Below are 14,814 nucleotides of genomic sequence, written 5' to 3'. Positions count from 1 at the left end.
ATCAGCAGCAGACTCTGTTTAAGTTCACAGAAATGGCGGTAATCATACCAATTTTGTGCGGTTTCTTATAGGTCGAATTGATAGAAAATTAACATTTCCTGAGTGGTTTTTGACAATCGACTTTTAGCAAGACGCGTTTGCATGTTTAAGGAGCGAAAAGAACATAGTTATTGAGTGTTTTTTGTAAAAGCAACGCTTGTTGCAAAAGGCAAAACTGATAACATGCAGCCATTATTTGGAGAACACAGACAATGATGATGAGCCTGAAGCAAGCTGAACTAGAACCACAAAAAATGATCGCCCGCCTTGATACTTTTATGGCAAAAATCGAGAGCCTAGGAAATACATTAGGTTTGGATTTAAGCTTTGCTCAAGCGGATCATATTGCGCTGCGAATCAATGACACTGAGCTAGCGAAATCTGCCCATCAAGCTTGGTCTGAGTACGGCTCTACGATTTCTGAGGCGATGATTAATGGTCGTCCAATTGTGGTGTTGGCTTTCGATGAACCCTTGCAAAGCCTTGGCTGGAAAATTGAATGTTTGGAGCTGCCATATCCAGCAGAAGGTAAGATTTACCCAAGCCAAGATTGGGAACATGTAGAGTTTGTGATTCCTTCTCATGCCCAAACAGCTGATGAGTATCTAGCGGATCTTAAAGAAACTTACCCGCAGTTCGCTGCTAACTTTGAAACGCTGGGTGAGCAAGGCGTTAAGATCAAACTCTCTAGCCCGAAAGGCGAGGGTGAACGCTTGAATAACCCAACAGTGGCTTTTAAACATCAAGGGATTTGCATCAAGCTGCATCCACACTCTTTGAAGAAGATTGTGGAATCAGAACAGGCTTAATTTGAATAGAGAGTTGCTAGGAAAGAGATTCCTGATCTCGCCTTGGCTCGTCGGAATGACGGGGTGTTCGATGAAATTTGCCAGAGTCTATCTTTGGATAGTGACAGACTGAGCGTTCGAGAGCGTATGTTAGAGCCTATAGCTCGAAGGTTCATCACCGAGTTCGTCATTCCCGATAGCGACGAAGGAGCGTAGTCGGGAATCTCTCAAAGCGAGTCTGATCATCAGATACAAAAAACGCGCGATGGGCTTTCCCTATTGCGCGTTTTTTATTGGGTTCTAACTGGAAGTCTTACCGGAAATCGAATATCCGATTTACAGAATTACAGTCTTGTTGCCGTAAACAAACACATGATCATTGATCACCTTGTTTAACGCCTTACTTAATACATTCTTCTCTACGTCACGACCGGCTTGTGCCATGTCTTTCGCGCTGAAGTTGTGATCCACAGGGATAACATCTTGCTTGATGATTGGACCTTCATCCAAATCATTCGTCACAAAGTGTGCCGTTGCGCCAATGATCTTCACGCCGCGCTCATACGCTTGTTGGTATGGCTTCGCGCCAATAAATGCTGGCAAGAAGCTGTGGTGGATATTGATGATCTTGTGGTTGTATTTTTCAACAAAACCTGGTGTCAGCACTCGCATGTACTTAGCCAAAACAAGGTAATCCGCCTCGTACTGGTCAATCACTTCTAGCATCTTCTTCTCATGTTCTTCACGGTTTAGCCCTTCGTGAGAAACATGGTGGTAAGGGATGTCAAAACGCTCGGTTAGGCTTTGTAGAATGTCGTAGTTACCGACAACGGCCGCAATTTCAACGTCTAAGCTGCCATCGAAGTTCTTCATTAGAATGTCGCCAAGGCAGTGTGCTTCCTTGGTCACGAGTATCACAACACGCTTGCGAGACGAATCAACAAGCTTACGTTTCGTATTTGGTGGCAGGGCTTGATCTAAATCGGCAAGTAAGGTTTCGTCATTGAAATACCCTTCAAGCTCGGTGCGCATAAAGAAGTGGCCACTTGTGTTATCTACGAACTCATTGTTGTGCACAATATTGAGTTGGTGTTTGTAACAAATGTTGGTGATCTTCGAGATGAGGCCTGGGGCATCAGTACAATGTGTTAGTAAAGTTTTTCTTTCCATTTGCATCTTACTTCCATGAAATGTTGCACTTATTATATTAAATCGGGATTCTTCAAATTTAATGCAGGCCGTCGAACGGTGAACTGAGCCGCAATATCACCGTTATAATTAATCTATTATCAAGTTGGTTTCAACAAATTCTGCTGCTGATTTATCGCTTTGATAAATTGTTTGATATAGAAATATCAGTTTTTAGATAGAAAAACAGGCAGAAGCTTCATTTTTAAAAGTTTTGACCGTAGTACGCATTTGAACTTCAACCGAGGCATTTACGCCTTGGCCAAAAATAGAGGTGATACTTATGGATAAAGAGTTACTAGCCAAAAAACTGTACTGCAAGCGAGTGAATTCATTGGCGAGAGGTACCGAATTAGATGGTCATGTTCTAGATGAAATGTGGGAAAGTAAGACCTCACCAACCGATGCAGCGAAAGCCATACAGCCTGGTGATAACCATTTTGAAGGTGCTCCTTGGCTATCACGTTATCTCAGTCGAAAATAAAAACGATTCTCTAATTCCTACTTCTTCAATTCTTACCTTCAAGGTAACTTAAGCCACGTCAAGCCAAACCAAACACCTCCGGTGCGAAGTCATTCTTGATTCGCGCCGGCTCACTAAACCTGCCATAATTCTCCTTCTCTTTTTCTAAACTTCGTACTCTATGATATCTAAAACGTTTTCTGCTGATGGCGCTCTGGGCAAAGCTATCCCTGGGTTTCAACCAAGACAAGCTCAGTTAGACATGGCTGAAGCGGTTTCACAAGCTATTGAAAATCAAAGCCAGTTGGTTGTTGAGGCTGGAACAGGTACTGGTAAGACGTTTGCTTACCTAGTGCCTGCGCTGCTTAGTGGCAAGAAAACCATCATTAGTACGGGGTCTAAAAACCTTCAAGAACAGCTGTTTCACCGAGATTTACCCTTGATGGTCGATGCGCTTGGCTTTTATGGTCAGGTTGCTCTGTTGAAAGGTCGTTCAAACTATTTGTGTTTGGACAGACTCAGCCGCCAAATGATCGAGAGTCATGGTGCTCATACCGATCCAACGCTGCTGGCTCAGTTAGTCAAAGTTCGTAGTTGGTCGTCATCCACTCAAACGGGTGATTTAGGCGATTGTGATGATATCGCTGAAGACAGCCCGGTTATTCCAACCATTACCTCGACCAATGATAATTGCTTGGGTAAAGAGTGCCCAAGCTATACCGATTGCTTTGTGCTTAAAGCGCGTAAAAAAGCGATGGATTCCGATGTGGTGGTCGTAAACCACCACCTTTTCCTAGCTGATTTGGCGATCAAAGAAACCGGATTTGGCGAATTGATACCTGAAGCTGACGTGTTTATTTTCGATGAAGCACATCAACTTCCTGACATCGCCAGCCAGTACTTCGGACAATCGGTTTCCAGTCGACAGATCCAAGAGTTAGCCAAAGACATTGAAATTGCTTACCGAACTGAAGCCAAAGACATGCGTCAGCTACAGAAAGTAGGGGATAGGCTCGTTCAATCGTCAGCCGATCTGCGTATTGTGCTTGGTGATACCGGCTTTCGTGGTAACTGGCGCGAAGCTTTGAAATCCGAGTCGATTGCACGCGAGTTAGTTCGTTTGCAAGATGCTCTGCAACTTGCTGTTGATGTATTGAAGTTAGCACTTGGGCGAAGCCAGCTGTTAGATACCGCTTTCGAACGCGCAAATATGATTAAGTCGCGTATCGAACGTGTGTGCGATGTGTCGATCACTGGCTATTCGTATTGGTATGACACTACACCGCGCCACTTTGCTCTGCATATCACACCGCTTTCTGTCGCCGATAAATTCCACGAACAGATTGAGCTGAAGCCGGGCGCATGGGTGTTTACCTCAGCAACCTTGGCGGTGTCGGATGATTTCGAACACTTTACTTCTCGATTAGGGTTAAAACCGTCGGCACAGTTTTCACTGCCGAGCCCGTTTGATTATCCGAATCAAGCGCGCTTGTGTGTGCCTCGTTATCTTCCAGAACCGAATAGCCCCGGTCTCGCGGATAAGCTAGTAAGAATGCTGACTCCTGTGATTGAGCAAAACCAAGGCCGCTGTTTCTTCTTGTGTACTTCACACAGCATGATGAAAGAGTTGGGGGAGCGATTCCGTGAAACCCTCTCGGTTCCCGTTCTATTGCAAGGTGAGACAAGTAAGCAAAAAACCTTAGCCGAATTCATGGAATTAGGTAACGCATTGCTGGTGGCTACAGGTGCTTTCTGGGAGGGGATAGATGTTAGGGGCGACGCATTAAGCTGTGTTATCATCGATAAATTGCCCTTTACAGCCCCTGATGACCCTTTACTTAAGGCTCGAATCGAGGACTGTAAGCTAAAAGGGGGTGATCCTTTTGCACAAGTACAGTTGCCAGACGCTGTGATTACCTTGAAACAAGGTGTCGGCCGATTGATACGTGACAAGCGCGATAATGGTGCTTTGATTATTTGCGATAACCGATTGGTGACTCGCGATTACGGTGGCATATTTTTGGCGAGTTTACCGCCTATCCCTCGTACACGTGACTTAGGGGTCATTAAGGAATTCTTAGCTAAAGACCATTCAACCGCTGCTGAGTAATTGGCATTGTTGAGTTTAGCCATTATTTTTAGATTAGATAACGAATATTTGAGACACAAATGAGCGCGAAAATTCTTGCAGTAGATACCGCAACTGAAAACTGTTCAGTTGCATTAGTAATTGGTGACCAGGTGTTCGCACGTAGCGAAGAGGCTCCTCGAGACCATACGAAGAAAATTCTACCTATGGTGGATGAAGTACTGAAAGAAGCGAATGTCGCTTTAACCGATATCGATGCTATCGCGTTTGGCCAAGGCCCTGGCAGCTTCACGGGTGTACGTATTGGTATTGGTATTGCTCAAGGCTTAGCTTTTGGTGCTGATTTACCGATGATCGGTGTGTCAACACTGGCAGCGATGGCGCAGGGCAGCTACCGTAAATTTGGTGAAACTCACGTAGCAACAGCGATTGATGCGCGCATGAGTGAAGTGTACTGGGCTCGTTACAGCCGTGAACAAGACGGTCGTTGGACTGCAGTTGATGCTGAATGCGTCACACCTCCAAGCGAATTGGCTGCGCAGCTTGAAGTGGATTCTGAGACATGGGCGAAAGTAGGTACCGGTTGGGAAGCATACGCCGAGCACATGGATACACTAGCAATCAACACTAAAGCGTGTGAAGTCCTGTTTCCAGAAGCTCAAGATATGGCGTTCCTTGCTCAATTTGCTTACGCAGAAGGTAAAGCGGTTGCAGCAGAAGAGTCTGAGCCTGTTTATCTTCGTGACAAAGTGACTTGGAAAAAACTGCCAGGTCGCGAATAATTTTTACAAGGTTCTGATGCAAATTAGGTCTAAATACGTATTATTTAGATTTGAGAGGGCAGATATTTAGTCATGGTATCAATTAACAACTTACCTCCTTCTTCGATAGGCAGCACGTCTAAGCCGAATCGAATAAAAAAGAAGGAGCAGGCAAAAAAATCTGATGCTAGCACTGCGGTTGTGCAACCGACTAAGGTGGCTAATGCTGTTTCTCACTCTATTCGTCAAGTTAAAGAGTCTGAACTGCACAAGGCTCAAATCCAGTATGATCTTCCAGAAGGCCGAGGACGTAAGGCTATGGAAGAGTATATGGATGTAATGAATCAGGCGAAGAAAGAAGAACTTGCAAAGCTTATCGGTGTCGATATCTACATCTAGAGCTTCTTATTAATGCCTGTTTAAGGACCAGAACCATGTCAAATTATCTCTCTAAATTACGCTTAATAGCCTTTTCTCTTGGTGTCTTGGTACTTGCCGGGTGTTCATCACTTCCTAGCGAGCTTGAAGCAAAATCAGAGCCTGTGATTAGCGATTACCAACAGTGGGTCGACCAACTACCGGATGCGAAAAGTGTTCGATTAGGTGGCGTTATCTCTAAAGTGACCAACTTGAAAGATAAGACTCGAATCGAAGTCGCTAATATGCCGATTTCGAGTAGCGGTAAGCCAGATCTAGACGCAGAGCCAAGCGGACGTTTTGTTGGTTATATTGAAGGGTACGTTGAGCCTCTAAGCTTTGCAGAAGGTCGTCTGATTACTTTGGTTGGTCAGTCAAGCGGGAGTGAAGATGGAAAAATAGGGGAATACCCTTACACCTTCCCTGTAATGAAAGTGGACAACCAACGACTGTGGAACATTACTGAGCGCGTTGTTGTTAATGATTTTGCACCAACCTACTACTCGTGCAGAAGTTTACATTGTCGCAGTTTTCAAACGATGCCAAGACAAGGTCGAGTGATACAGGACGTAGAGTAATTAACTTTTTAGACGTTGATTGCGCAAACAGATGGAACTAAGTGTTTGATGATTGAAAAGTCATACTCCCTCGCGAGCGGGACGCTTGCAACACAACAGATTGGCAACCCACAAACGACCGCAACGACGGTCGTTTTTATTCATGGGTGGTTGGACAATTCGTCCAGTTTTAACCAGGTTATGCAGCAAGTCGCCAAGTTTGCGCCCAATGCTCACCTTATTGCTATCGACCTTTTCGGACACGGCTTCTCGTCGCACAAATCGGGAAGTTACTACCCATTTCATGATTATATTGATGACTTGCATCAGTTGGTGACTAAATTATCGCCAAACAGACTGGTACTAGTAGGACATTCACTTGGTGCATTGATAGCAAGTTGCTATAGTGCCGCCTTTCCTGAAAAGGTGTCAGGATTAATTCAAATTGAAGGTCACGGACCTCTTTCTGAAGCTCCCCACGAAACAGTCTCTCGCTTGAGAGATGGGGTACTCAGTCGTCTTCGACAGCGAAGAAAGCCTTCACGTCCTCTGGCAAGCCTTGAGGATGCTATTAAGCTGAGAGCTCACGCCAACCAAATTAATGCTGAATTAATCGCTCCTATTGTTGAGCGAGGTATTGTCGAGTTCGAGAACTCTTGGCAGTGGCGATGTGACCCTAATCTAAAATGTGACTCGTTATATCGAATGTCACAGGCGCACGCTGAAGCGATTATGGCGGCTATTGAATGCCCTCAATTAATAATCCTAGGGAATGATGGATTCCGACATTTGCAGCATAATCGCTACAAATCAGTGCATAGTCCTCTGCATATAGAGACTGTTCCTGGCGGACATCATTGTCATTTAGAGAGCCCAGAGCTAGTTTCAGAGCTAATTCTTGGTGTAGTTAACAAAATTTAAACAAGTGTTTGAGCCTTTTAGTGCTCATGCACTAAAGCTGTGCTGTAATACCGCAATGATAAAAAGCGGCGAAGCAGTCGTCAGCTGATAAACGAGGAGTAACATCGTGGATAAACCTTGGCTTTCACGTTATCCAAGTGACGTACCAGAAACGATCAACCCAGATCAGTACCCATCTCTTGTAGAAATGTTTGAACAGTCGGTACAGAAGTACGCGGACCAACCTGCATTCGAGAACATGGGCTCGATTATGACATTCCGTAAGCTTGAAGAGCGCAGCCGTGCTTTTGCCGCTTACCTACAGAATGACTTGAAACTGAAGAAGGGCGATCGCGTCGCGCTAATGATGCCAAACCTACTGCAATACCCAATTGCACTATTTGGTGTATTGCGTGCAGGTATGATTGCAGTGAACGTCAACCCACTGTACACACCTCGTGAGCTTGAACATCAACTGAACGATTCTGGTGCAAAGGCGATTGTTATCGTATCTAACTTTGCGAGCACGCTAGAGAAAGTCGTTGATAACACGCCGGTTAAACACGTTGTTCTAACTAGCCTAGGGCAAATGCTGCCACGCGCGAAAGGGACAATTGTCGACTTTGTAGTGAAATACGTAAAAGGCATGGTGCCTAAGTATGATCTGCCGGGTGCTATCTCATTCAGAAAAGCGCTGCACAAAGGTCGTCGTCTTCAATATGTGAAACCGTTCATGGCGGGTGATGACATCGCGTTCCTACAGTACACTGGTGGTACAACAGGTGTAGCGAAGGGCGCAATCCTAACGCACCGCAATATGATTGCGAACGTACTTCAAGCGAAAGGGGCTTACGGTCCTGTTCTGCAAGAAGGCCGCGAGTTGGTTGTAACGGCATTACCGCTTTACCACGTATTTGCACTGACGGTGAACTGCTTACTGTTTGTTGAGATGGGTGGTCGTAACCTTCTAATTACTAACCCTCGTGACATTCCTGGCTTTATTAAAGAGCTGCAAAAGGTTCCGTTTACCGCAATTACCGGCGTAAACACCTTGTTTAATGCGCTAGTTAATAACGAAGATTTCCACGAGTTGGATTTCAGTAACCTACGCCTATCTGTTGGCGGCGGCATGGCGGTTCAACGCGCTGTTGCTGAGCAATGGAAGAAAGCGACAGGCATTCACCTATTGGAAGGCTATGGCTTAACTGAGTGTTCACCACTGGTAACGGGTAACCCATACGACCTGAAAGACTACACAGGTGCTATCGGCCTACCAGTACCATCGACAGAAGTTCGTATTGTTGATGATGAAGGTAAGGTTATTGCTAATGACCAAGTAGGCGAGCTACAAGTTCGTGGCCCTCAAGTGATGCAAGGTTACTGGCAGCGCCCTGAAGCGACCAAAGAAGTGATCGATCAAGACGGTTGGTTATCGACAGGTGACATCGTTAAGTTTGATGACGAAGGCTTGTTGTACATCGTTGACCGTAAGAAGGACATGATTCTTGTATCAGGCTTCAACGTCTACCCGAACGAGATTGAAGACGTTGTGGCTCTGCATGGTAAAGTGCTTGAAGTAGCAGCTATCGGTCAACCTCATGAAGTGTCTGGTGAATTGGTTAAGATCTACGTTGTGAAGCGTGACCCTAGCCTGACCAAAGAAGACATTATCGCGCACTGTCGTGAGCACTTAACGGGTTACAAAATCCCTAAATTAGTCGAGTTCAGAGATGATCTTCCAAAGACTAACGTAGGTAAGATCTTACGCCGCGTACTGCGTGAAGAAAACGATGCAGAACTTGCGAAACGCGCTAGCGAATAATTAGCCCGTTTGCGCGAAAGTACTGCACCAAAACCATTGAGGCGCTTAATCTAAGCGAGCGCTGAAAAATGGTGTTAGAATGCCGACAGTTAATGTCGGCATTTTTGTATCCGGCGATCAAATAGAAACCTGTGAGAGTTTTTGTGGATTATCAAATCATTACCCAATTGAAAGACCTTGAGCGAGTTTGCCAACAAGCACGTGAAGCCGATGTCGTTATGCTTGATACGGAGTTCGTTCGTACTAGAACCTATTACCCTCAATTAGGCTTGATTCAGTTATTTGATGGTGAAACGCTGTCACTGATTGACCCTATTGCTCTTGATGACATGACACCGTTCGTTACCTTGTTGAAAGACGCATCAGTATTGAAAGTGCTGCACGCGTGCGGTGAAGATTTGGAAGTGTTCCAGAACGCATTTGGCTGTACACCAACACCAATGGTTGATACACAGATCATGGCGGCTTTCTTAGGTCATGGTTTATCAACGGGCTTTGCTGCTCTGGTTTCAGAGTTTGTCGGTGTCGATCTCGATAAGAGTGAATCTCGCACAGACTGGCTAGCGCGTCCGCTTTCTCAAAAACAATTGGACTACGCAGCAGCAGACGTGCATTACCTAATGCCAATGTACAACAAGCTTCTAGAAAAAGTGATGGAAGCTGGCTGGTGGGAAGCGGCTCAGCAAGAGTCTGATTTACAAGTTGCCAAGCGCATTCGTAAAGTAAACCCAGATACAGCCTACCTTGATATTAAAGGGGCGTGGCAGCTTAAACCTAAGCAATTAGCGATCTTACGACCTCTAGCAACTTGGCGTCTAAAAGAAGCAATCAAGCGCGATTTAGCGCTGAACTTTGTCTTCAAAGAACAAGACCTATGGGCTGTGGCGCGTTTTGCGATGAAAGATCCCAAGCACATGGAGCAAGAGGGTTTTGATTACCGCTCTGTGCGTCGCCATGGTGCGAAGATCAGCTCAATCGTAAAGTTAGCGGAACATACACCAGAAGAAGAGTACCCAGCACCAGTAGAACGTCTAATGGACTTCCCTGGCTACAAGCAACTCTTCAAAGTGCTGAAAGATGAAGTGAAAACAGCATCACAACACAGTGGTTTGGCGACGGAATTCTTGGCATCGAAGAAGCAACTTAACCAAATGTTAAGCTGGGTGTGGAAGCACGATCGTAACCCAGAAAAGCTGCCTGATGTTATGCAAGGCTGGCGTTTAGATGTGGTTGGCGAAAAGCTGAGTAAAGCGATCAAATAACCGCTTGCTGCTTTAAAGCCTAACTTAGTTACAGTTATAAACTGCACATACAAAAAAGAGAGCCTAGGCTCTCTTTTTTATTCAATCAATACAAGCAAGTGTATTACCTGCCAATCTTGTTCAGAAAGATTATCAATCTTCTTCTGGAAGCTTAACATTCAACTCTAACACTGAGATGTCGTCATCTTTGTGTTCAAAAGTCAGATCAACCATTGATGGATCGACCTCAACGTACTTGGCAATACACTTCAAGATGTCTTCTTTTAGTTGCGGCAGGTAAGACGGCGCTGGGTCGTCATGGCTGCGTCGTTCGGCAACAATGATCTGCAAACGTTCTTTGGCTAGGTTTGCGGTTGTCTTTTTCTGTGGTCTAAAAAACTCTAATAATGACATTGTGCATTAGCCCCCGAACAGTCGTTTGAAGATGCCTTTCTTCTGTTCCGTTAAGAAGCGGAAGTCAACTTGGCTACCCAGTAGTCGCTCTACAGTATCATTGTAAGCCATACCTGCGTCGGTTGCTTCGTCAAAGATAACTGGAACACCCTTGTTCGATGCGTTCAGTACCGCTTGGCTCTCTGGAATTACACCCAGTAGAGAGATGTGCAGGATTTCTTCAACGTCTTCAACACTGAGCATCTCACCTTGAGTTACACGTGCTGGGTTGTAGCGAGTCAATAGAAGGTGTGTTTTCACTGGCTCTAAGCCGTCTTCAGAACGACGAGATTTAGAGTCAAGAATACCTAGAATACGGTCTGAATCGCGTACTGAAGAGACTTCTGGGTTGGTGGTTACAATCGCTTCATCAGCGAAGTACAACGCCATAAGAGCGCCTTGTTCGATACCCGCAGGAGAATCACAGATGATGAAATCAAAGCCCATTTCATCCAGTTCATCAAATACACGACGAACACCATCTTTTGTTAGTGCGTCTTTATCACGAGTTTGAGAAGCAGGAAGAATGAACAGGTTCTCTGTGCGCTTGTCTTTGATCATCGCTTGGTTCAGCGTCGCTTCACCATTGATAACATTAACGAAGTCGTACACAACACGACGCTCACAACCCATGATTAAATCTAGGTTACGCAGACCGATATCAAAGTCGATAACTGCGGTTTTCTTTCCTTTTAAAGCCAGACCCGAGGCAATAGCTGCACTGGAGGTCGTTTTGCCTACCCCGCCTTTACCTGACGTTACAACGATAATGCGTGCCATTCTGTTTTCCTTTTATTTCTCTTATATTGCGAGGACATCAACGTGTAATACATCGTTTGCCATACTGAACATGGTTTTCTTCTGCCAGTACTCGCTTTCAATTTGATCGCTGAGCCAGTAATTTCCGGCAATGGAAACCAGCTCGGCTTGTAAGTCATTACAAATTATTTTTGCTTCAGTTTGACCACTTGCACCTGCAATCGCACGGCCGCGTAAAGTGCCATGAATATGGATGCTGCCATCGGCAATCACTTCCGCGCCTGCACTCACATGGCTGAGTATCAATAGATCGCCATCTTTCGCATAAACCTGCTGACCAGAACGAATAGGGGTTCTAATCACTTTGATTGGTGCCATTTTCGCTGGAGCTTGAGATGGCGACTTGCTTGCCGTCATCACTGCAAAACCGGCTTCTTTAGCGAGGTTTTGCATTCGCTTATCAGAACAGCCTGCCACACCAACCGGGATCATGCCCGCTTGAGATATACCATTTTTAAGTTGCACAAAATCGATATCGCCCGCGACTTTACTGATGTTGATAACAACAGGTGCGGCAGCGAAAAACGTAGGTGCTTGGTCTACTTTCTCTTGAAGAAAAGAGACTGCATTTTCGACTTGATCATCGGATAAGTGCAAAACAGATAGCGTAAAGCTGCTACCTTTTAGATCTGGGTTACTAGACATCGAAAAACTACAGGACCTCAATAGCGGATTAGTACAATTTCTTTATCAATAAAATAAAGGGCATTGCCTGAAACTAGGTTTATCATGTTATATTCCCAAACCAAGCACAGCAAGTAATCTTGTTGTCAAATGGACGTTTTGTTCCCAATATTTCCCTAACATAAACTATTGATCTCGCAAGTGAGAGTTTTGTAGTCATAATCAATTAAAAGGTTTGTCATGCTGTGTTCTATATATAAAAGCTCAAAGAAAGAAGGAACATACCTTTATATCCCTAAGAAGGATGATTTTTCACAAGTTCCTGACGCATTGATGCAAATGTTTGGTAAACCTAGTTTTGTAATGGTAATTAAAATGGATGGCCGTAAACTGGCTCAAGTAAACATCGAAAAAGTGAAAGAATCACTGAATACCGATGGTTTCTTTTTACAGGTTCCGCCACCACCAGTTAACGAACTTGAGCTTCATAAAGAGCGTAAAGCTCAACAGAAATCTCAAGACGAAGAGTGATAGCCACCTCAATTCAAGGAGGAGTGATCGTTGAGTAAATTTTCGAAAACCATATTGGCTGTGTCGGCATTACTATTGGGTAATAGCCTGACCATAAGTTCAGTACAAGCTGAAGAACTGAGCTTCGAGCAATATGTAGAAAAACTAAAACAACAAGGCCGTGAAGAAGGCATCTCTGAAGCGATCATTGATGAAGCCTTTGATGGTGTAACGTTTAAGCCAAGAGCGGTAAAAGCCGACAAAAACCAACCTGAGAAAAAACTGACTCTGGATGAATACATTCCACGAGCGGTTCCAGATTGGAAAGTGAAGCAAGCAAGGTCACTCTACAAGGAGCATTACACCGCGTTAAAGCGTATTGGTGATGAATATGGTGTTCAACCAAGATTCATTGTCGCGCTATGGGGCGTTGAGAGTAATTTTGGTAAGTTCACGGGCAATTACAGCGTTATCGACGCCCTAACGACCATGGCTTATGAAGGACGCCGAGAAGCTTTCTTCCGTAGCGAAGCGATGGCGGCATTGAAGATTCTTGATCAAGGCCATATTGCACCAAAAGAGATGAAAGGCTCTTGGGCTGGTGCGATGGGTCAACCTCAGTTTATGCCAAGCTCATTCTTAGCTTACGCCGCTGATGGCAGTGGTGATGGCAAGAAAGACATTTGGGGCACTGAAGAAGACGTATTTGCTTCGGCGGCCAATTATCTCAGCCAATCAGGGTGGGATGACAAATATACTTGGGGTCGTCAGGTTCATGTTCCGTCAACTGTGTCGATCGATTTACAAGGTCGAGACGAAGACAAAGCGAAATACTTAAAAGAGTGGTCTGAACTCGGAATTAAACGCTATGACGATCGCCCACTGCCAACACTTGATGAAGACATTAAAGCTTGGTTAATCATGCCGGATGATGAAACCGGACGTTCGTACCTCATTTATAACAACTACAATGTGTTAATGAAGTGGAATCGTTCTTACTACTTTGCTTTGGCAGTAAGCCACCTAGCCGACAGAATTAAGTTTGATTAACAGACCTAAGTCGCTTTGAATAGCATTTGGCCTATCATAGGCAGAACGAACTAAAGGACTCTTCGGAGTCCTTTTTGATTTTATATTTCAGAGATTTAATAAGGTGATCTTGTGCTAACAGATAGAGCTGCACAGATGGTGATATTCCATGCGCTGATCAAGCACGAAGGCTTTACCAGTGCTGCAAAAAGCTTGAACGTTTCGGTGTCTCATATCAGTAAGCAAGTCGCTTTGCTTGAAGACTCAATCGGCATCAAGTTGGTACAACGAACCACACGAAGCCTCACGCTGACTGAAGCGGGAGACGTATTCTATCAACATTGTGAGCAGCTGTTTAACACGGTGAAAGCAGCTCAGATGGATATGGATAGCCAGCGCGATGATATCTCTGGAATACTACGCGTCGGTTTGTCGCAGTCATTTGGCACACTCCATATCATTCCGGCGATTGATCAACTCAGACAGCTTTATCCTCAGTTGAGAATCGAGGTCCACTTGTTCGACTATAAGGTGGACATGATTGAAGAGCGCTTGGATCTCTGGATCACCAACAATGAAGATTTGCCTGAAGGTTACATTGCGCAGCGATTAGCCGACAGTCAGTTTGTGGTGGCTGCGTCACCGGATTATCTGATTAAGGCTGGGACGCCACATGTACCTTCCGATTTGATTGACCATAACTGTCTTATCTATCGCAGCCGTGAACGAGATTACACATCGTGGGCGTTTGACAACGGGCAAGAAAACCTCAGCGTCAAAGTCGCGGGCGATTACTCAGTCGATTTGGCTGAGGCAGTACGAGACGCGGCAGTATCAGGGTGGGGCGTTGCTTATTTGGCGACTTACTTAGTGAAAGAAGAGTTTAGAACGGGCAAGCTCATTCAAGTATTGCCAGAGTGGAGAGCCAGTCAGCTGATGCCATTCTATGCCGTTTACCCGAGCCGAAAGAATATGCCGAAGAAGCTTTCGGCAGTGATTGAGTTCATTAAAGATCATATCGGGTCGCCGACGTATTGGGACAAAAACCTCAAAACTTGCGTTGAACTGCATCGCTAACTGTTTCCTAATCTATAAATATAATTTCCATATGGAA

General features: G+C 45.0%; 16 protein-coding genes. 12 read left to right on the top strand and 4 right to left on the bottom strand.

Features of this window, described 5'->3' with window-relative positions:
- Positions 1 to 251: 251 nt before the first annotated feature.
- Positions 252 to 848: a VOC family protein gene (locus tag AB4154_RS08585; protein WP_372122704.1), complete on the top strand. Its 597-nt coding sequence runs from the start codon at positions 252 to 254 to the stop codon at positions 846 to 848.
- A gap of 315 nt (positions 849 to 1,163) precedes the next feature.
- Here the strand turns inward: AB4154_RS08585 and purU are convergent, their stop codons facing one another.
- Positions 1,164 to 1,997, bottom strand: a complete 834-nt coding sequence (purU, locus tag AB4154_RS08580) for a formyltetrahydrofolate deformylase (protein ID WP_136978848.1) — start codon at positions 1,995 to 1,997, stop codon at positions 1,164 to 1,166.
- A gap of 301 nt (positions 1,998 to 2,298) precedes the next feature.
- On the opposite strand from purU, the gene AB4154_RS08575 reads away from it, so the two are divergent.
- The 8 genes from AB4154_RS08575 (at position 2,299) to rnd (ending at position 10,286) form a co-directional block, all read left to right on the top strand.
- Positions 2,299 to 2,499, top strand: a complete 201-nt coding sequence (locus tag AB4154_RS08575) for a hypothetical protein (protein WP_017062381.1) — start codon at positions 2,299 to 2,301, stop codon at positions 2,497 to 2,499.
- A gap of 160 nt (positions 2,500 to 2,659) precedes the next feature.
- Positions 2,660 to 4,588 (top strand): ATP-dependent DNA helicase, encoded by a 1,929-nt coding sequence (locus tag AB4154_RS08570; RefSeq protein ID WP_017063417.1) that lies wholly within the window; start codon positions 2,660 to 2,662, stop codon positions 4,586 to 4,588.
- A 59-nt stretch (positions 4,589 to 4,647) separates the two neighbouring features.
- On the top strand, positions 4,648 to 5,349 hold the full coding sequence (tsaB, locus tag AB4154_RS08565) for a tRNA (adenosine(37)-N6)-threonylcarbamoyltransferase complex dimerization subunit type 1 TsaB (RefSeq protein WP_372122702.1): 702 nt from the start codon (positions 4,648 to 4,650) through the stop codon (positions 5,347 to 5,349).
- A gap of 72 nt (positions 5,350 to 5,421) precedes the next feature.
- A complete protein-coding gene (locus AB4154_RS08560) occupies positions 5,422 to 5,727 on the top strand; it encodes a hypothetical protein (RefSeq protein ID WP_017070732.1) in 306 nt (101 codons plus the stop codon).
- A gap of 35 nt (positions 5,728 to 5,762) precedes the next feature.
- Positions 5,763 to 6,323 (top strand): Slp family lipoprotein, encoded by a 561-nt coding sequence (locus AB4154_RS08555; RefSeq protein WP_050052398.1) that lies wholly within the window; start codon positions 5,763 to 5,765, stop codon positions 6,321 to 6,323.
- Between the two features lie 48 nt (positions 6,324 to 6,371).
- Positions 6,372 to 7,223, top strand: a complete 852-nt coding sequence (locus tag AB4154_RS08550; protein WP_061019546.1) for an alpha/beta fold hydrolase — start codon at positions 6,372 to 6,374, stop codon at positions 7,221 to 7,223.
- Between the two features lie 106 nt (positions 7,224 to 7,329).
- Positions 7,330 to 9,024, top strand: coding sequence for a long-chain-fatty-acid--CoA ligase FadD (gene fadD / locus AB4154_RS08545; RefSeq protein WP_017062375.1), 1,695 nt, complete (start codon positions 7,330 to 7,332; stop codon positions 9,022 to 9,024).
- Between the two features lie 143 nt (positions 9,025 to 9,167).
- Positions 9,168 to 10,286: a ribonuclease D gene (rnd, locus tag AB4154_RS08540; RefSeq protein WP_017062374.1), complete on the top strand. Its 1,119-nt coding sequence runs from the start codon at positions 9,168 to 9,170 to the stop codon at positions 10,284 to 10,286.
- A 132-nt stretch (positions 10,287 to 10,418) separates the two neighbouring features.
- On the opposite strand, the gene minE is transcribed toward rnd, so the two are convergent.
- Genes minE through minC form a run of 3 tightly spaced genes read right to left on the bottom strand, consistent with a single transcriptional unit; the run spans position 10,419 to position 12,182 of the window.
- A complete protein-coding gene (gene minE, locus AB4154_RS08535) occupies positions 10,419 to 10,679 on the bottom strand; it encodes a cell division topological specificity factor MinE (protein WP_372122700.1) in 261 nt (86 codons plus the stop codon).
- A 6-nt stretch (positions 10,680 to 10,685) separates the two neighbouring features.
- On the bottom strand, positions 10,686 to 11,498 hold the full coding sequence (gene minD / locus AB4154_RS08530; protein WP_009848498.1) for a septum site-determining protein MinD: 813 nt from the start codon (positions 11,496 to 11,498) through the stop codon (positions 10,686 to 10,688).
- 21 nt (positions 11,499 to 11,519) lie between these two features.
- Positions 11,520 to 12,182, bottom strand: a complete 663-nt coding sequence (gene minC / locus AB4154_RS08525; protein WP_017063419.1) for a septum site-determining protein MinC — start codon at positions 12,180 to 12,182, stop codon at positions 11,520 to 11,522.
- A gap of 219 nt (positions 12,183 to 12,401) precedes the next feature.
- Here minC and AB4154_RS08520 point away from each other — a divergent pair, with 219 nt between their 5' ends.
- The 3 genes from AB4154_RS08520 to AB4154_RS08510 all read left to right on the top strand — a co-directional run bounded on the left by AB4154_RS08520 (position 12,402) and on the right by AB4154_RS08510 (position 14,777).
- Positions 12,402 to 12,692 (top strand): YcgL domain-containing protein, encoded by a 291-nt coding sequence (locus tag AB4154_RS08520; protein WP_017062372.1) that lies wholly within the window; start codon positions 12,402 to 12,404, stop codon positions 12,690 to 12,692.
- Positions 12,693 to 12,722: 30 nt separating this feature from the next.
- Positions 12,723 to 13,721, top strand: coding sequence for a lytic transglycosylase domain-containing protein (locus AB4154_RS08515; protein ID WP_017062371.1), 999 nt, complete (start codon positions 12,723 to 12,725; stop codon positions 13,719 to 13,721).
- 135 nt (positions 13,722 to 13,856) lie between these two features.
- Positions 13,857 to 14,777 carry a LysR family transcriptional regulator gene (locus AB4154_RS08510; RefSeq protein ID WP_017063421.1) on the top strand — a complete coding sequence of 307 codons (921 nt, stop codon included), beginning with the start codon at positions 13,857 to 13,859 and terminating at the stop codon, positions 14,775 to 14,777.
- Positions 14,778 to 14,814 lie beyond the last annotated feature (37 nt).

It is taken from the genome of Vibrio sp. 10N.286.51.B11 (assembly GCF_041469245.1).
Lineage (GTDB): Bacteria > Pseudomonadota > Gammaproteobacteria > Enterobacterales > Vibrionaceae > Vibrio > Vibrio crassostreae_C.
Note: the sequence above shows the minus strand (reverse complement) of the source record. Positions and strands in the feature narration are given on the sequence as shown.